This is a genomic window from Bradyrhizobium sp. USDA 372, from assembly GCF_053629095.1.
Genome location: NZ_JBRJHR010000001.1, coordinates 6,562,439 through 6,579,357, shown reverse-complemented (window position 1 = coordinate 6,579,357; position 16,919 = coordinate 6,562,439). Strand labels below are relative to the sequence as shown.

Sequence of the window (16,919 nt, the reverse complement as noted above, 5' to 3'; positions counted from 1 at the left end):
TCCTTCAGTTCAGGATCACGCGGTTGCGCGACATGAACACGCGCGTTCCCCGCGCCTCGCCCTCGATCACCAGGTCCCATTGGCCCGGCGCGACCGACGCCGCATTGCCGCGATAGAGACCGCCGCCGGCTTCGCTGAGCTCGACCGCAAGGTCGGAGCGCTTGTCGGTCGGCCGCTCCAGCCGGCCGCCGAACTTCAGCCCGGAGATCGGCTGGCCGCCGGCATCGCGGGCTTCGACCTGGACCGAAGCGCCGCCGTCGTTGCGGCGCTCGATATGGGCGTTGACCTTCCATTTGCGCGCGGCCTGGTCCTGCGCCGCCGAGATCTCGTGCTCATAGGTCAGGCCCGCGGCGTAGGGGCTGTCGACGTCGGTGCCGGGCAGCGTCGCGATCGCGAGCTTCATCATCGTCACGTTGACGCCGATCACGAGGCCGAAGAAAGCGACCAGCATCAGGAAGACTTTGGTTCCGGTCAGCGGCTTGGAAGCCATGGCAGTCTCCTGATCCTCAAGGCGAGACGAAATTGTCGGTGGCGGAAGCGACGACGCCGAGCCCGATGTCGGTGACGTGGAAGTGGACCGGAATCGACTTCTCCGGATTGTTGTCGGCCGGCGCGGTGACGAGGAGCCGCAGCTCGCTCGTGGCATCGCGCGGGATCACGATCATCGGCCGGTCCGGCGTCACCGAATCGACTCCGACGACGTGAACGGTCGAGTTGACCGGCCCATTGGCGTCGATCGCGATGACGCGGTCATAGCCGCTCTTGTTCAGGAGCCGCACCGTATAGGCGTTGCGGATCGAGCCGTCGCTGAGCTTGACCGCGACCGGGTTGCGGTCGTGCAGCACGTTGACGTCGAGCAGGCTGCGGGTCGCCAGCGTATAGATCATGATGCCGCCGACCGCCGCGATGATCGCGCTGTAGACGACGGTGCGGGCGCGGACGATCCGGTAGATCGGCGCCTTGCCCTCCTGGCGCCGGTGGATGTTGATGTCGTTGTCGTAGCCGATCAGCCGCTTCGGCCGGCCGATCTTGGTCATCACGTTGTCGCAGGCATCGATGCAGAGCCCGCACTGGATGCATTCCATCTGCGGTCCGTTGCGGATGTCGATGCCAGTCGGGCAGACCGCCACGCACTGGTAGCAGTCGACGCAATCGCCGACCTGCTGGCCGAGCGCGCGCAGCTCGGCGGCCTTCTTCACCGAGGTGCGCTTCTCGCCACGGTCATAGCGATAGGTGACGTTGAGCGCCCATTCGTCGGTGAGCGCGGCCTGGATGCGCGGCCAGGGGCACATATAGGTGCAGACCTGCTCGCGCATGTAGCCGGCGAGGATGTAGGTCGTCGCGGTGAGGATGCCGATCCAGATATAGGCGATCATCGGCGCCTGGAAGGTGACGAGCTCCTTCACCAGGGTCGGCGCGTCGTTGAAGTAGAGCACCCAGGCGCCGCCGGTCCACCAGGCGATCAAGAGCCAGATCGAATGCTTGAGCACGACTTCGGAGATGCGCTCGAGCTTCATCGGATCGCTCGACGCATCCTTCTTCATGCGCTCGCGCCGGTCGCCCTCGATCAGGCGTTCGACCGCATAGAACAGGTCGGTCCACACCGTCTGCGGACAGAGATAGCCGCACCAGATCCGGCCGCCGATGGAGTTCATCAGGAACAGCGCCACCGCGGCGACGATCAACAGGCCGGTGAAGTAATAGACCTCCTGCGGCCACAGCTCGATGAAGAAGAAATAGAAGCGGCTGTTGGGAAGATCGATCAGCACCGCCTGGCTCGGCGCGCCGAGACCGCGATTCCAGCGCACGAAGGGCAGGAAATAATAGACGCCGAGGCAGAACGCCATCAGGCCCCATTTGATCCGGCGGAATGTGCCGGAGACGCTCTGGGGATAGACCTTCTTGCGGGCTGCGTAGAGTGGCCCGTAGTCATCGTCCGTTGTGAGGTCTTTCGGGTTCACGGTCTTGTTCATCGCCAAAACTTTTCAAGAGGTGCGATTAAACCTAGACCCGACACCGCCGCATCAGTTGATCCAGCTCAAACGGGGGCGCTTTTCTTCGCCCCCGCCGGAAGTCGTCGGTCGCGGAACGGCCTATTTACCGCCGCCCAACGAGTGGACGTAGACCGCCATCGCCTTGATGGTGGCGGGATCGAGCCGGCCTTCCCAGGCCGGCATCACGCCGGCGCGCCCCTGGCTGATGGTTTCGATCAGGCTCGCCTCGTCGGAGCCGTAGAGCCAGATCTTGTCGGTCAGATCAGGTGCGCCCATCTCCTGGTTGCCCTTGCCGGCGTCGCCGTGGCAGGCGGCGCAATTCTCCGCGAAGATCTTCTGGCCCTTGGCGGCGTCATAGCCGTTGCGGGTGGACAGGCCCGAGAGCGACCGCACGTAATTGGCGACCGTGACGATCTCGTCGCCCTTCAGCACGCCGTCCTTGCCGAAGGCGAGCATCTGGCCCTCATGGGTCTTGGCGTGGCCGGAACGCGCGCCGAACTGGATGGTCTGCATGATCTGGTCGAGCGTGCCGCCCCACAGCCAGTCGTCGTCGTTCAGGTTCGGGTAACCCTTGGCGCCGGCACCGCCGGAACCGTGGCACGGCGCGCAATTGTCGCCGAACACGGTCTTGCCCTTGGCGCGGGCGAGCGCCAGCAGAGCCGGGTCCTTCTCGATGTCGACGAGCGATGCCGTGCCCAGCGCCGCCATCTTGTCACCCCGGATCTTCTCGAGGTTGGCAAGCTCGACGGCGACGTCGGCGCGCGAGGAGTAGCCGAACAGGCCGGTAGTATTGCTTTGGATCAGCGGCCAGGCCGGATAGACGATCCAATAGCCGATCGCCCAGACGATGGTCAGGTAGAAGCAGATCACCCACCACCGCGGCAGCGGCGTGTTGAGCTCCTTGATGCCGTCCCACTCGTGCCCGGTCGTGGACTTGCCCGAGACGGAATCGATGTCGCTAGAATGATCGGTCATGATGTCTCACTCCTCCCGCAAGGGCAGGTGCGCTGCCTTGTCGAACGCAGCCTTGTTACGGGGCCAAAAAGCGTAGGCGATGATCGCGAGAAAGATCGCGACGAACGCCGGGGTCCAGATCGTCGTCACGAGATCGGACGCAAGATTATGGACGGTCAGGATGGCTTTCATCGTTCATGCCTTCTCAGCGAAGATTGGCTTTCTCGTTGTAGATCTTGAAGTCGACCAGCGTGCCGAGCATCTGCAGGTACGCGACGAGCGCGTCCATCTCGGTCGGCGTGCCGGTCTTGCCGTCGAAATTGCGTACGACGGCCTTGGCGTAGCGCTTGGTGAAGGCGTCGGTGCCGGCATTGTCCGGATCTGCTTGGGCCTTCAGGTCGGCTGCGGCATTGGCGACCTGTTCGTCGCTATAGGGGACCCCGACGGTCTTGAGCGCGCGCATGTCGCCGGCGATCGCATCCGGGTCGACCTCGGCCTTGCTCAGGAACGGATAGCCGGGCATCACTGACTGCGGCACGATCGCGCGCGGGTTGGTCAGATGCGTGACGTGCCACTCGTCGGAATATTTGGCGCCGACGCGGGCGAGATCCGGACCGGTGCGCTTGGAGCCCCACTGGAACGGGTGGTCGTACATGCTCTCCGCGGCGAGCGAGAAGTGACCGTAGCGCTCGACCTCGTCGCGCAAGGGCCGGACCATCTGCGAGTGGCAGAGATAGCAGCCCTCGCGGACGTAGACGTTACGTCCGGCGAGCTCGAGCGGCGTGTAGGGCCTGACCCCGTCGACCTTCTCGATCGTGCTCTTGAGGTAGAACAGCGGGGTGATCTCGACGAGACCACCGACCGCAATCACCAGCAGGATGCCGACGATCAGGATGATCGAGTTCTTTTCGAAGATTTGGTGGCGTGTCCAGAACGACATTGCTTGAGCTCCTCATTCCGCCGGCTGAAGAGCGACGGGCATCTGGACTTCCTGTTCGCCGACGCGAACCGTCATCCAGAGATTGTAGGCCATGATCAGCGAGCCGATCAGGAACAGGCCGCCGCCTGCGGCGCGGATGATGTAGAAGGGATGCATCGCCTCGACGGTCTCGATGAAGGAATATTCGAGGAAGCCGAGCGAGGTGTAGGCGCGCCACATCAGGCCCTGCAGGATGCCGGACACCCACATCGCCGAGATGTAGAGAACGATGCCGAGGGTGGCGATCCAGAAGTGCCAGTTGACGAGCTTGAGGCTGTAGAGACCCTTGCGATTCCAGGCCCACGGCACCAGGCAGTACAGCGCGCCGAAGGAGACGAAGCCGACCCAGCCGAGCGCGCCGGAATGCACGTGGCCGATGGTCCAGTCGGTGTAGTGGCTGAGCGAGTTGACCACCTTGATCGACATCATCGGGCCTTCGAAGGTCGACATGCCGTAGAAGGCGACGGAGACGACGAGCATGCGCAGCACGGGATCGGTACGCAGCTTGTCCCAGGCGCCCGACAGCGTCATCAGGCCGTTGATCATGCCGCCCCAGGAGGGCATCCACAGCATGATCGAGAAGGTCATGCCGAGCGTCTGCGTCCAGTCAGGCAGCGCCGTGTAGTGCAGATGGTGCGGGCCGGCCCAGATATAGAGGAAGATCAGCGCCCAGAAGTGGATGATCGACAGCCGATAGGAATAGATCGGCCGTTCGGCGCGCTTCGGGATGAAGTAGTACATGATGGCCAGGAAGCCGGCGGTCAGGAAGAAGCCGACCGCGTTGTGCCCGTACCACCACTGGAACATGGCGTCCTGAATGCCGCCCCAGGCGATGTAGGACTTGGAGCCGAACACGGAGACGGGCAGCGCGGGATTGTTGCCGAGATGCAGCACCGCGATCGTCACGATGAAAGCGAGATAGAACCAGTTCGCGACGAAGATGTGCGGTTCCTTGCGCTTGATGACGGTGACGAGGAAGACCAGCAGATAAACCACCCAGACGATGGTCAGCCACAGGTCGGCGTACCATTCCGGCTCGGCATATTCCTTCGACTGGGTGACGCCGAGCAGATAGCCGGTGCCAGCGATCAGAATGAAGAAGTTGTAGCCCACCACGACGAACCACGGCGCGATGTCGCCGGCAAGGCGCGCACGGCAGGACTTCTGCACCACGTAGAAGGAGGTCGCGATCAGCACGTTGCCGCCGAAGGCAAAGATCACGGCGGAGGTGTGCAGCGGCCGCAGGCGGCCGAAGCTGGTCCACGGCAGATCGAAGTTCAGCGCGGGCCAGGCCAGCTGCGAGGCGATGATGAGACCGACGAGAAATCCGGCAATGCCCCAGAACATCGCCATGAAGGCGGAGAACTTGATCGGCCCCATGTTGTAGTTGGGTCGGCCGTTGATCTCCGCCGGCGGCAGCGCCGCCGGCCGCTCGAAGTAGCGGTTGATGATGACGAACACCGCCGCCACGCTCGCCGCCGCGCTGAGCGCGGCGTGGAATGCGAAGGGCGCATCGAGCGCCTTGGCCGAGGCGATCACGCAGAGGAAAGCGGTGACTGCGAATACGACAGCCAAGCCGCTTTCACCGATGGTCATGGATTTTGAGATGGAGGGCTGGCTCATGCGGATTCTCTCTGAAAGAACACGCTGCCAGAAACCACATCCACCCTCGCGGGGAATTGATTGAAATCAAGATGGATGGATTTCTGTTAATGTGAGCCGATGTGCAGCCAGCTGAGTGCCTTTTCGCCCCGCGCGCAGCGCCATCACACGCGAGAGCTTGGTTCTGTAGGCATGCTTGGAGACACCTCCGTGAAATCACGGAGGTTGGAACCGAAGGATCCAGACGTCACTCCCGCGCCGTCGCCTTGAGCGCCGCGATGACGTCCTCGCGCGCGATGATGCCGACCAGCTTCTCTATGCCGTCGAGCACGATGATGCTCCTGATGCGGTGCTCGACCATGATCTGGAGCACGCGTGTCAGCCGCGTGTCGGGGCTCACATAGATGAACTCGGGCGTCATGACGTCGCCGATCTTGCGGCTCATCAGGTCGTCGTAGCGCGGCAACATCTGGCTCGGCGTGAAGGCGAAGCACTTCAGGATGTCGAACTTGGTGACGATGCCGACCACCTGCCCGTCGTCTTCGACGGGATAGGAATTGAAATCGTCGGTCTCGAACATCTCGCTGAGCTGGAACAAGTCGAGGCCGCGCTGCACCGTCTTGACGTTGCGCGTCATGTAGCCGTCGACGGTCTGTTCAAGAAATTGATACACGGCGCGTCCTCCTCGATTCCTCAATTGGCCGGCCGGATGGTCAGTGCGACAGCAGCACGCTGCGGGCGGTTTGCGTCACCAGATATTGGGTGACGCCTCCGAGGATCAGTTCGCGAAATCTCGAATGACCATAGGCGCCCGCGACGATCAGGCCGGCGCCGACGTCACCGGCGACCTTCTCCAACCGCGCAGCAGGGGTTTCGTTTCCTGCGGCCTCCAGGACCCGCGCCGTCGCGGTGACGCCGTGACGGCCGAGCCAGGCGGCAACGTCGCTGACCCCGGCCATCACGGCCGAACGGTCGTCGCCCCGCTCTGGGATTTCGACGATGGTGACGTCCTTCGCCTTGTGCAGCATCGGCAGCGCGCCCGCCACCGCCCGCCGCGCTTCCGGCGTGTCCTTCCACGCCACCAGCACGTTGCGCAGATCGAGCCAGTTGGCCCGGTCGGGCGCGACGAGCAGCGGGCGGCCGGCCTGCATCACCAGGTCCTTGGGGCTCGCCAGCGAGAAAGCGTCGGAGAAGGCCGGGCTCTGCCCACCGCTGACGACGATGTCGGCGCAACGCGCCTGCGCCGCGACGAAGCGCGCCGGATAGTCCATGGCGCTGCGCCACTCCGCATGCCCGCCGCGATTTTTCACGGCCGCGCGGAATTCTGCTTCGAGGCCGGCGAGCCGCCGCCTGATCGAAGCTTCGCCGTCGTCGATCAGCGCTTGCGCCTCGGCGCCATCGGTGAAATAGAGCGGCGGGGCGAACTGCGCTGCTGCGACCCCGATGATGGCCGCCTCGAATCGTTCGGCGAGCTCGCCTGCGACCTGAAGACGCGCTTCGTTGGGCTGATCGAGCGCCAGGCTGACCATGACGGTCGCGTATGTCATCGGATATCTCCAGCATTGCAGAATTTTTCGAATCCTAGACCTGCTGCCGCGCAACAGGCTGAGATAGATCAAATCCGACGCTGCTGGGGGCCCGCTCTCCGTGCGATGGGAATCCGCCAGTGGATTCAACGTCCGCGCTTGCCTCCTGGCAAGCCTTGGGCGACATTGCCGGAGCGGTAAAGGCATCCTGCCGGCCCGTCGAGAATAGGAGCAGAGCTTGGCGCCGACCCGCGTGACCCATCCGGCAGACGATGGTCGGGGCAAGCATTTTCGAGTCCGCATCGAGGGATTCGGCGTCGGCACCTGGGACCTCGACCTGCAGACCCGCGAACTCGAATGGTCGGACATGGCCAGGCGGCTGTTTGGCCTGCAGCCGGACCAGGCCGTCAGCTACGATCTCTTTCTTTCGCTCTTGCAGCCCACCGATCGGGACCACCTCCTGAAGGCGATCGGGCGCGCCTCGGAAGGCGGCGGGGGTCTCGACCTGTCCTTCAAGATCGGCGGCGCGTCCGGTAACGGCCAATGGATCCGGGCCAGGGCCGGCGTGATCCGGGACGATGCGGGCACGCCGCGTCACCTCAGCGGGATATTCCTCGACATCAACGAGGAGAAGCAGCTCGAGGAGGCGCTGCGCTCCCAGGAGAATCATCTTCGCTCGATTCTCGAAACGGTGCCCGACGCCATGATCGTCATCGATTCACGCGGCATCATGCAGCTCTTCAGCAGCGCCGCGGAGCGGCTGTTCGGCTACAGCAGGCAGGAAGCGATCGGGCGGAACGTGAGCATTCTCATGCCGGAGCCCGATCAGTCGCGTCACGACAGCTATCTCGCGCGCTATCTCAGGACCAATGATCCGCACATCATCGGCATCGGCCGGATCGTGACGGGCAAACGCCGCGACGGCACGACGTTCCCGATGCACCTGTCCGTCGGGAAGACGCAACGCGCGGGCGAGCCCTATTTCACCGGCTTCGTGCGCGACCTCACCGAACACCAGCAGACCCAGGCGCGGCTCCAGGAGCTGCAATCCGAGCTCGTGCACGTGTCGCGGCTCACCGCGATGGGCGAGATGGCTTCCGCCCTCGCCCACGAGCTCAACCAGCCGCTGGCGGCGATCAGCAATTACATGAAGGGATCGCGGCGCCTCCTCGCCGGCAGCACCGATCCCAACATGCCGAAGGTCGAAAGCGCGCTGGATCGGGCGGCGGAGCAGGCCTTGCGCGCCGGCCAGATCATCCGCCGCCTGCGCGACTTCGTCTCCCGCGGAGAATCGGAGAAGCGGGTCGAGAGCCTGTCCAAGCTGATCGAGGAAGCCGGCGCGCTCGGGCTCGCCGGCGCGCGCGAGCAGAACGTGCAGCTCCGCTTCAGCCTCGATCCCGACGCCGACCTCGTTCTCGCCGACCGGGTGCAGATTCAGCAGGTGCTGGTCAACCTGTTCCGCAACGCGCTCGAGGCCATGGCGCAGTCGCAGCGGCGCGAGCTCGTCGTCGCCAACACCCGCGTCGCCGACGGCATGATCGAGGTGGAAGTCTCCGACACCGGCATCGGGTTCCGGGAAGACATCATTCCAAACCTGTTCCAGACCTTCTTCACCACCAAAGACACCGGCATGGGCGTGGGACTCTCGATCAGCCGCTCGATCATCGAGGCCCATGGCGGCCGCATGTGGGCCGAGAGCAACGCAGCGGGCGGAGCGACATTCCGCTTCACCCTGCCGGCAACCGACGAGAGCTGATTCATGACGACCAAGGGACATGTCTACGTCATCGACGACGACGCGGCGATGCGGGACTCGCTGAACTTCCTGCTGGATTCCGCCGGCTTCGCCATCACCCTGTTCGACGACGCGCTCGCCTTTCTCGAAGCCCTGCCCGGCCTCGATTTCGGCTGCATCGTCTCCGACGTGCGCATGCCCGGCCTCGACGGCATCGAGCTCTTGAAGCGGATGAAGGCGCAGCAAAGCCCGTTCCCGATCGTGATCATGACCGGTCATGGCGACGTGCCGCTGGCGGTCGAGGCGATGAAGCTCGGGGCCGTCGACTTCCTGGAAAAGCCGTTCGATGACGACCGTCTCACCGCCATGATCGAGTCGGCGATCCGCCAGGCCGAGCCCGCCGCCAAGAACGAGGCCGTCGCGCAGGACATCGCTGCCCGCGTCGCGTCGTTGAGCCCGCGCGAGCGCCAGGTCATGGAGGGGCTGGTCGCGGGCCTCTCCAACAAGCTGATCGCCCGCGAATACGACATCAGCCCGCGGACGATCGAAGTCTACCGGGCCAACGTCATGACCAAGATGCAGGCGAGCAGCCTTTCGGAACTGGTTCGCCTGGCGATGCGCGCCGGCATGCTCAAGGATTGAGGCAGGTCAAGGCGGCTTCACGGCGCCGTGCTAACCAGAGAGCATGGTTGAGGTCAGCCCATATCGTGCGCGGCCGTCGTCCTCCCCACAGCCCACCGTCTTTGTGGTCGACGATGATGCCGCAGTCCTGGGATCCCTGCGGTTTCTGCTGGAGACCGACGGCTTCGCCGTGCGAACCTTCAGGAGCGGCACGGCGCTGCTCAATCTCGGCGCCGCGCCAGGGCCGGACTGCTACGTCATCGACTACAAGATGCCCGACATTAACGGCATCGACCTGACCGGCCGGCTGCGCAAATCCGACCGCGACGCGCCCGTGATCCTGATCACCGGCTATCCCGACGAGAACATCTCGGCCCGGGCCGCGACGGCGGGCATAAAGGACGTGGTTTTGAAGCCGCTTCTCGACGAAAACCTCGTCAAATGCATCCGCCACGCGATCAAGGACCGCCCTCACGCCTGACCTACGGGATTCTACGTAAGGCACCCCCCTTAAGATATCTCGCGAAATTTTCGAAGCACCCGATACCGCGTAGGAAAGCGTCATCACAACGGAGATGGCGCAGATGCTGACCCAGACGCTCAACACCCAGGCGATCAACACCCAAGTGGGTGGCAAGATTGCTCCTGCCCACCCCGTTACCGACCAGTTCGGCGCCATCGCCGGCCATGTCGGCCTGGTCGCCACCGAGTTCTCCTACGGCAAGGACGAGGAGATCTATGGCGAGGACGAGGCGGCCGAATATGTCTACCAGGTCGTCATCGGCGCGGTGCGCAGCTACAAGCTTCTCTCCGACGGCCGCCGCCAGATCGGCGCCTTCCATCTTCCCGGCGACGTGTTCGGCCTCGAATCCGGTCCTACCCACCGCCTCGCCGCTGAAGCCATCATCGACACCACCGTTCGCCTCGTGAAGCGCGCGAGCCTCGAAAAAGCCGCCGGCACCGACGTCCAGGTCGCCCGCAAGCTCTGGGCCATGACCGCCGGCGAGCTTCGTCACGCCGAGGACCACATGCTGCTGCTGGGCCGCAAGACCGCCATGGAGCGCGTTGCGACCTTCCTGCTCGAAATGGATCGCCGCCTCGCCGTTGCCGGCATGATGGCGCTGCCGATGTGCCGCCGCGACATCGGCGACTATCTCGGCCTCACGCTGGAGACCGTGTCGCGCGCGCTGTCGCAGCTTCACGCTCAGGGCATCCTCGGTTTCTCCGGCGCCCGCCAGATCGTGCTGCGCAACCGCCAGCGCCTGCACAATCTCGACGCCTGATCCTCAATCTACCTCCCCAACCACTTTGGCCGGCTGAACTCGTTCAGCCGGCCATTTCTTTCGCGGCGACCAGACCCGTGCGCCGCGTCTCCGGCATCGCAAAGAGGATCAGCAGCAGTCCCGCTGCAGCGACGCCGGACAGCCCGATGAACGCGGTGGCATTGCCGAACTTGTCGCTGACGTAGCCGCCAAGCACCGTGCTCAGCGACGCGCCGATGCCCATCGCGGTGCCGACGATCCCCTGCGCCAGATTGAAATGTCCGCTGCCGAACGCGACGTCGGCGACGATCAGCGGGATCATCACCGCGAATACCGCGGCGGTAATGCCGTCGAACACCTGCACCAGCACCAACAGATACGGATCGCGCACGGTCGCAAACAACAGGCCGCGGATCGCCAGTGCGCCGAATCCGATCAGCAGCAGGGGCCGGCGGCCCCACGCTTGCGCCTTGCGCCCGACCGTCGGCGACACCAGCGCCACGATCGCTTGCGGAACGACGATGCAAAAGGCGACGAGAACAGTCGCCCATTGGCTCGACCGCGCCGTCACCGCGCTCGCCATCAGCGGCATCATCGCGGCATTCGCCAGCTGCAGCAGCAGCACGCTGAGCGCGAACACGATCAGCGGGCGCTGCCGGACCAGGTGCCAGATATTGGGGTCGCCGCGATCGGCGGCTTCAGGCGGCATCTCGCCGTGACAGCGCCTGATGTCGACTTCGTTCTCGCGGATGCGCGACAGCGCGATCAGGGTCGGGATCGCGAGCAGGAAGGTGACCAGGAAGACCGAGCGGCTCGACAGCAGATAGCCCGCGGTGCCCATCACCGCCGCGGCGACGCCGTTGCCGAGTGAGGCGAAGCGCGCGTTGCGGCCGAGCCGCTCGCCGATCGCGAGCGGGCCGACGAGGCCGAGACTGATCGCCGCGATCGCGGGCCCGAGCACGCAGCTCGCCATCGCATGCAGCGTGGCCGCGGTGACCACGACGGGGAAGATCGGCATCGCCGCATAGGCCAGCGCGCAGGCGCCGATGGCCGCGATCGCGAGGGCGGCGACGAGGCGTTCCGATTTCGCGGCATCGATGATCGCGCCGCCCGGCATCTGCCCGATCAGGGCGACGATGCCGCCGATGGAGAGCACGAGCCCGATCTCGACCTGGGTCCATTTCTGCGTCGTCAGGTAGACCGCGATGAAGGGGCCGAATCCGGTCTGCACGTCGGCGAGGAAGAAGATGAACCAGTCGAGGCCGCGCAGGCTCTGGCGCGACGGCGCCGGAATGCCCGCAGCCGCCTGCACCGCGACGTTGTCCTGCTCGACGCCGCCGCCGCGATCTGCATGGTTCGGCTTCCTCGACAACAGCACGGGCGGTCAGCCCTCCCTGCACCTCACTGAATCGCTTGCAGCGGCTGAAGGCTGCCGGACGCGCCGAGCACGACGATCGGCGTGTCCTCCTTGTATTCCGGTGCGGCCGCGACCTGCGCCTTGGTCAATTCCAGGGTGATGCTGTCCTTCTTGTTGGCGATCTTGCCGAAGCGCAGCGCGTTCCAGTCCACGACGATCTTGCGGCTGCCGACGCCGAGGAAGCCGCCGAAATCGATCGCCGCAGCGCGGACATGACCGGTGCGGTCGACGATGACGTCGACGATGCGGCCCATGTCCTCGCCGGCGGCGCTGCGAACGTCGCGGCCGAGCACACCGTGGGCCTCGCTCGCGCCGATGATGGTCACCGATGGCGGCGGCGCGGCGTCCTTGGGCGTGACGGGCACGACGGAAGCCGGCGGTTGTACCGTTGCCGGTGCGTTTGCTTCGGTCGGAGGTGAAGATGGCGCTGCGGCCGGCTCTTCCGCCGCGCGCGATACGGCGACCGTCAAGCCCGCGACGATCGCCACGCTTAGAACCAACCATCCGGTCGCGCGCATGACCTCCTCCTTGCGCAGCTAGCGCGCCAGCACGATCGAGACCTGAATCTGACCGCGCGTGCGCAACACTTCCAGCGCCACGTCGTCGCCGTGACGACTAACGCGTAAGTCCACGCTGGAGTCGCCGAGGCGCAGATCGTGCAGGATCACCTCGTTGAGAAACGCCGGCAGATGCGGGTTGCGCAGACGAATCTCGCCGCGCGCGACGTCGAACTCGAGGCCCAGCGCCGCCTCCAGCAGCGTGAACGGCGTCGCGCTGGCCCAGGCCTGCGGCGCGCAGGCGACCGGATAGAGCGTCGGCCCGCGCCGTTTCTCGCGCCGGAAGCCGCAGAACAATTCGGGCAACCGCCGCAGGTCCATGTAGGTCGCGGCGTCGAACAGACCCTTGAAGACATGCGCCACCGTATGCTTGAGGCCGTAGCGCGCCAGCCCCAGCGCGATCAACGCATTGTCGTGCGGCCAGATCGATCCGTCATGATAGGACATCGGATTGTAGCGCACCTCGCCTTGCGCGACGGTGCGGATGCCCCAGCCCGAGAAGAAATGCGGCCGCATCAGATCGGCGGCGACGAGACGCGCGCGGTCCTCGCGGACCATGCCGCTGAACAGGACCTGCCCGGCATTCGAGGTCCTGACCGTGCAGGGCCGCTTCTTGCCGTCGAGCGCGAGCGCATAAGTGCCGAGCTCCTCGCACCAGAACGCCTGCTCGAAGCGCTCGGCGAGCGCCTTGGCTTCGGCCTCGAGCTTGCGCACGCGGTCCGGCTTGCCGAGCCGCAGCGCGCAACGCGCGGCGAGCTGCTTGGCGGCAAAGACGTAGCCCTGCACCTCCGCAAGCGCGATATTGCCCTCGGCAAGCTGGCCGTCGGCATGGAAGATCGCATCGTAAGAATCCTTCCAGCCCTGGTTCGCCAGCCCCTTCTCGGTCGCGCGCTGGTATTCGACGAAGCCGTCCTGGTCGGGATCGCCCGGACCGTCGATCCAGGCCAGCCCCGCCTCGATCGCGGGCCACAGTTCGATCAACGTGGCCTCGTCGCCGGTGCGCTCGAAATAGCTGCCTGCGAGCAGCACGAACAGCGCGGTCGAATCGACGCTGCCGTAATAATGCGCGAACGGCACCTCTCCGAGCGCGGCCATCTCGCCGCCGCGCATCTCGTGCAGGATCTTGCCGGGCGCGGCGTCGGCGAGCGGATCGACGGCCGTGGCCTGGAAATGCGCGAGTCGGCGCAGGACGCCCTTGGCAATGCGCGGATCGACCCAGAGCATCTGCAGCGCGGTGATGAGGCCGTCGCGCCCGAACGTCGTCGAGTACCAGGGAATGCCGGCATAGGGATAACGGCCCTGCGGCGTCTCGGTCATCAGCATGTTGAGGTCGGCCATGGCCTGGCACAGCACCTCGTTGAAGATGTTGTTGGAGGTCTCGATGCTGGCGGCCCCGGCCGTCTGAAGCCGCATCTCGCGGCGGTGCGCCAGCAGACCCGGGAAGAACCGCACCGGCTTTTCCGTCACCGGCCGGTTGCAGGATACGGCGACGAACAGCGATTTGGCCTGGTGCGGCTCCAGGTCGAGCTCCCAGGTTGCGGCATCGACCGAGAGCCGCGTCGGACGCGGATCGAAATGCAGCCCGGTGGTCCGCTCTGTGTCGTCGAGACCGCGATATTCGAACAGCACGTCGGTCGGCCCGAGCAGCCGGCTCGTTCCGATCCCGCGGCGCGGTCGCCGCTCGCCACGGACTTCGAACAGATCGGCGAAGTCGTTGCCGAACAGCAGCGTCAGGTTGAAGCTGGTGCGCCGGTCGCCGTGGTTCTGCACCCCGATGCGTTGGTAGGCGGTGCCGCGCCACAGGAAGATCGTGCGCACGACGTGCAAGAGGTCCTTTTGCAGAACGAGGTTGCCCTGCCGATAGATGTCCGGATTGGTGAGGTCGACGGTCAACGCCGAATTGTCGTCGCGCAGATTGGAGCCGAGCAGCAATGGCTGGAGATCGTCGAGCACCAGCTCGAGCCGCGCGAGGTAGCGCGTGTCGTGATGGAACAGCCCGTCTGGCCCGCCGGCGGACGCGCCGATGTCGCCGTGGCTGTCGAGCACGATGAACGTGTCGTCGTGCTTGAGCGAACGCCGCGGCCGGGCCGAGGGCCCGGTCATCGGAATGTAGAAGGGCTGTTCCGCGACCTGTTCCGGGGTCCGCGTCACGGAGACGAACTTGGTTACGGCTTCGGCCGACATGAGCTGCTCCCCTGCGCTTGTTTCGAAACGCGACCGACTCGAGAACGCGACTGTTGGTTACGCGGCAGCTTGCGCGAGCCGGCTCATTTCCTGCGTGACCAGCTCACGATACGGCCCGTGACCCTGCATCAGACGCTCGGGCGAGCCGTCCTCGATGATCTTACCATTCCTCAGCACCACCACACGGTCGAAATTGCGCAGCGTCGCGAGTCGATGGGCGATCGCGATCACGGTGCGGCCGCGCATCAGGCGCGACAGCGCCTCGCGGATCGCCTCCTCGGATTCGCTGTCGAGCGCGGCGGTCGCCTCGTCCAGCAGCAGGATCGGCGCATCCTTCAGGAAGGCGCGCGCGATGGCGATGCGCTGGCGCTGGCCGCCCGACATCTTGACGCCGCGGTCGCCCACCATGGTGTCGAGACCCTCGGGCAGGCTCTCGACGAAGTCGCAGCGCGCCGCGATCGCCGCGCGCAGCACCTCGTCGTCGGTCGCGTTCGGCCGGCCGTAGCGGATGTTCTCGCGGATCGACCGATGAAACAGGGAAATGTCCTGCGGCACGACGGAAATCGCCTCGCGCAGGCTCAGCTGCGTCACCTTCGCGATGTCCTGGCCGTCGATGGTGATGTTGCCCTCGTCGACATCGTAGAAGCGCTGCAGCAGCGTGAACAGCGTCGACTTGCCGCCACCGGACTGGCCGACCAGTCCGACGCGCTGGCCGGGCTGCAGGCGCAGGCTGAAGCGCTCGAAGATCTTGTCGCCGCCGGGATAGCCGAAGGTGACGTTGTTGTACGCGATGGCCGCGCCGCTCTTCACCAGGGGCTCGGCCTCGGGATGGTCGCGGAGCCCGTGCGGCACCAGCAGCGTGGCGATCGCCTCGGTCAGACGCGCGACGTGCTGGGTGACGTCGACCAGCGCCACCGCGAGATCGCGCGTGGCGCTCAGGATGGAGATGCCAAGGGTACAGACCAGCACGACGTCGCCAGTCGTCGCTTCGCCCTTCTGCCAGAGCGAGATGGCCCAGGCCATCAGCGCAATCGTCAAGAGCACGGTGATGGCGGCATGCAACAGCCGCAGCTTTTCCAGATAGCGCAGGCTGCGGCTTCGCGCGGTCAGCTCCTGGTTCACCGTCGCGTCGAACCGCTCATGCTCGTGGCTGATGCCGCAGAAGGCGCGCACCAGCGGCATGTTGCTGATGACGTCGATCATCTCGCCGTCGACCACCGCGGCCTTGTCGGCGAAATCGTCATGCAGGGGCTTGCCGGCCGCGGCGAGACGAAACATCGCAGCCACCATGCCGCCAGCGATCAGGATCAAGCCGAGCGCCATATAGGGGCTGACGGTTCCAATCAGCAAGATTGCGGCAATTGTGGCAATGCACGGCGGCAACACATTCCAGACGAACATGTTCTCGACGGTGAACACCGCGTTCGACGTCGCCGTGATGCGGCTTGTCAGCATGCCAGGCATGCGGTCCGAGAAATAGCTCGGCGCGTGTCCGGTCAGATGACGAAAGATGTCGCGCCGTAAATCGCCCGTGACCCGGACAAAGGTGAAGCTCGCCGTCCAGCTCGCGATCCGCCACAGGAAGTTGTCGGCGGCGATCAGTGACATGAGCAGAATGAATGCCAGCCATACGCCGCCGCCATGCGAGGGCCCGGCGGACAAGGCATCGACCAAAGCCTTGACGCCATATTGAGTGCCTACGGAGCAGGCAACGGCCCCCACGACCGCGGCCAGGATCACCAAATGCGACGCAAGACGACGCCGGAGATAGCGCAAGACAAAGGCAAATGGCCTGCGCGCGTATCCAGAAAGCTGATCCATATGGCTATCGCCCCGTTATGCTGATTTTCGTTTCGTTACTGGTCGAGTGAACATCGACCGCTTCGCCCCGGTTCCCGGGCAACGCCATCACGACATGCGGATGCGGACGATCTGCGAAGATGTGGTGGCAGCATCGCGACGGTCCCCCGACGTGTCGAATATGTAACGTTTGGGAGAAGGAACTTCGCAGGTGCGGGAACGTTCCCTCGTCTGGCATTGCCGGTGCCGTAAAAGGTGGGGGTTTCAACATTCATGATCGCAGAGGAG

16 protein-coding genes are annotated in these 16,919 nt (G+C 65.0%); 4 read left to right on the top strand and 12 right to left on the bottom strand.

The annotated features are described in order from the left end of the window. Positions 1 to 4 precede the first annotated feature (4 nt). The 8 genes from AB7M16_RS30800 to AB7M16_RS30765 all read right to left on the bottom strand — a co-directional run bounded on the left by AB7M16_RS30800 (position 5) and on the right by AB7M16_RS30765 (position 7,076). Positions 5 to 490 carry a FixH family protein gene (locus AB7M16_RS30800; protein WP_453946237.1) on the bottom strand — a complete coding sequence of 162 codons (486 nt, stop codon included), beginning with the start codon at positions 488 to 490 and terminating at the stop codon, positions 5 to 7. 16 nt (positions 491 to 506) lie between these two features. Further along, complete coding sequence (gene ccoG / locus AB7M16_RS30795; protein ID WP_453946235.1) at positions 507 to 1,973, bottom strand: cytochrome c oxidase accessory protein CcoG; 1,467 nt, start codon at positions 1,971 to 1,973, stop codon at positions 507 to 509. Between the two features lie 120 nt (positions 1,974 to 2,093). Then, entirely contained in the window at positions 2,094 to 2,969 is an 876-nt protein-coding gene (gene ccoP, locus AB7M16_RS30790) for a cytochrome-c oxidase, cbb3-type subunit III (RefSeq protein WP_212254755.1), read from the bottom strand. Positions 2,970 to 2,975: 6 nt separating this feature from the next. Continuing rightward, positions 2,976 to 3,140 (bottom strand): cbb3-type cytochrome oxidase subunit 3, encoded by a 165-nt coding sequence (locus AB7M16_RS30785; RefSeq protein ID WP_172783919.1) that lies wholly within the window; start codon positions 3,138 to 3,140, stop codon positions 2,976 to 2,978. Positions 3,141 to 3,153: 13 nt separating this feature from the next. Beyond that, on the bottom strand, positions 3,154 to 3,888 hold the full coding sequence (gene ccoO / locus AB7M16_RS30780) for a cytochrome-c oxidase, cbb3-type subunit II (protein WP_172783918.1): 735 nt from the start codon (positions 3,886 to 3,888) through the stop codon (positions 3,154 to 3,156). Between the two features lie 12 nt (positions 3,889 to 3,900). Then, positions 3,901 to 5,550, bottom strand: coding sequence for a cytochrome-c oxidase, cbb3-type subunit I (gene ccoN, locus AB7M16_RS30775; protein ID WP_453946232.1), 1,650 nt, complete (start codon positions 5,548 to 5,550; stop codon positions 3,901 to 3,903). 226 nt (positions 5,551 to 5,776) lie between these two features. Next, on the bottom strand, positions 5,777 to 6,202 hold the full coding sequence (locus AB7M16_RS30770) for a CBS domain-containing protein (protein WP_172783916.1): 426 nt from the start codon (positions 6,200 to 6,202) through the stop codon (positions 5,777 to 5,779). A 40-nt stretch (positions 6,203 to 6,242) separates the two neighbouring features. Continuing rightward, positions 6,243 to 7,076 carry a universal stress protein gene (locus AB7M16_RS30765; protein ID WP_453946230.1) on the bottom strand — a complete coding sequence of 278 codons (834 nt, stop codon included), beginning with the start codon at positions 7,074 to 7,076 and terminating at the stop codon, positions 6,243 to 6,245. A gap of 217 nt (positions 7,077 to 7,293) precedes the next feature. Here AB7M16_RS30765 and fixL point away from each other — a divergent pair, with 217 nt between their 5' ends. The 4 genes from fixL (at position 7,294) to AB7M16_RS30745 (ending at position 10,694) form a co-directional block, all read left to right on the top strand. Further along, positions 7,294 to 8,811, top strand: coding sequence for a sensor protein FixL (gene fixL, locus AB7M16_RS30760; RefSeq protein WP_453946228.1), 1,518 nt, complete (start codon positions 7,294 to 7,296; stop codon positions 8,809 to 8,811). Positions 8,812 to 8,814: 3 nt separating this feature from the next. Next, positions 8,815 to 9,432, top strand: coding sequence for a response regulator FixJ (gene fixJ / locus AB7M16_RS30755; protein WP_453946226.1), 618 nt, complete (start codon positions 8,815 to 8,817; stop codon positions 9,430 to 9,432). A 43-nt stretch (positions 9,433 to 9,475) separates the two neighbouring features. Further along, positions 9,476 to 9,892, top strand: coding sequence for a response regulator transcription factor (locus AB7M16_RS30750; RefSeq protein ID WP_172783912.1), 417 nt, complete (start codon positions 9,476 to 9,478; stop codon positions 9,890 to 9,892). 103 nt (positions 9,893 to 9,995) lie between these two features. Further along, on the top strand, positions 9,996 to 10,694 hold the full coding sequence (locus AB7M16_RS30745) for a helix-turn-helix domain-containing protein (protein WP_453946224.1): 699 nt from the start codon (positions 9,996 to 9,998) through the stop codon (positions 10,692 to 10,694). 43 nt (positions 10,695 to 10,737) lie between these two features. Here AB7M16_RS30745 and AB7M16_RS30740 read toward each other — a convergent pair whose 3' ends face one another. The 4 genes from AB7M16_RS30740 to AB7M16_RS30725 are packed head-to-tail and all read right to left on the bottom strand — an operon-like array spanning position 10,738 to position 16,652. Continuing rightward, positions 10,738 to 12,051, bottom strand: a complete 1,314-nt coding sequence (locus AB7M16_RS30740) for an MFS transporter (protein ID WP_172783910.1) — start codon at positions 12,049 to 12,051, stop codon at positions 10,738 to 10,740. Between the two features lie 23 nt (positions 12,052 to 12,074). After that, positions 12,075 to 12,608: a PRC-barrel domain-containing protein gene (locus tag AB7M16_RS30735; protein WP_172783909.1), complete on the bottom strand. Its 534-nt coding sequence runs from the start codon at positions 12,606 to 12,608 to the stop codon at positions 12,075 to 12,077. 18 nt (positions 12,609 to 12,626) lie between these two features. After that, complete coding sequence (locus AB7M16_RS30730) at positions 12,627 to 14,831, bottom strand: amylo-alpha-1,6-glucosidase (RefSeq protein WP_260382729.1); 2,205 nt, start codon at positions 14,829 to 14,831, stop codon at positions 12,627 to 12,629. Positions 14,832 to 14,888: 57 nt separating this feature from the next. Next, positions 14,889 to 16,652: an ABC transporter ATP-binding protein gene (locus AB7M16_RS30725; protein ID WP_172783907.1), complete on the bottom strand. Its 1,764-nt coding sequence runs from the start codon at positions 16,650 to 16,652 to the stop codon at positions 14,889 to 14,891. Positions 16,653 to 16,919: the final 267 nt, after the last annotated feature.

Coding starts and splice junctions, on each gene's coding strand:
- AB7M16_RS30800 (WP_453946237.1), bottom strand. CDS start 490: ATGGCTTCCAAGCCGCTGACCGGAACCAAAGTCTTCCTGATGCTGGTC.
- ccoG (WP_453946235.1), bottom strand. CDS start 1,973: ATGAACAAGACCGTGAACCCGAAAGACCTCACAACGGACGATGACTAC.
- ccoP (WP_212254755.1), bottom strand. CDS start 2,969: ATGACCGATCATTCTAGCGACATCGATTCCGTCTCGGGCAAGTCCACG.
- AB7M16_RS30785 (WP_172783919.1), bottom strand. CDS start 3,140: ATGAAAGCCATCCTGACCGTCCATAATCTTGCGTCCGATCTCGTGACG.
- ccoO (WP_172783918.1), bottom strand. CDS start 3,888: ATGTCGTTCTGGACACGCCACCAAATCTTCGAAAAGAACTCGATCATC.
- ccoN (WP_453946232.1), bottom strand. CDS start 5,550: ATGAGCCAGCCCTCCATCTCAAAATCCATGACCATCGGTGAAAGCGGC.
- AB7M16_RS30765 (WP_453946230.1), bottom strand. CDS start 7,076: ATGACATACGCGACCGTCATGGTCAGCCTGGCGCTCGATCAGCCCAAC.
- fixJ (WP_453946226.1), top strand. CDS start 8,815: ATGACGACCAAGGGACATGTCTACGTCATCGACGACGACGCGGCGATG.
- AB7M16_RS30750 (WP_172783912.1), top strand. CDS start 9,476: ATGGTTGAGGTCAGCCCATATCGTGCGCGGCCGTCGTCCTCCCCACAG.
- AB7M16_RS30745 (WP_453946224.1), top strand. CDS start 9,996: ATGCTGACCCAGACGCTCAACACCCAGGCGATCAACACCCAAGTGGGT.
- AB7M16_RS30735 (WP_172783909.1), bottom strand. CDS start 12,608: ATGCGCGCGACCGGATGGTTGGTTCTAAGCGTGGCGATCGTCGCGGGC.
- AB7M16_RS30730 (WP_260382729.1), bottom strand. CDS start 14,831: ATGTCGGCCGAAGCCGTAACCAAGTTCGTCTCCGTGACGCGGACCCCG.
- AB7M16_RS30725 (WP_172783907.1), bottom strand. CDS start 16,652: ATGGATCAGCTTTCTGGATACGCGCGCAGGCCATTTGCCTTTGTCTTG.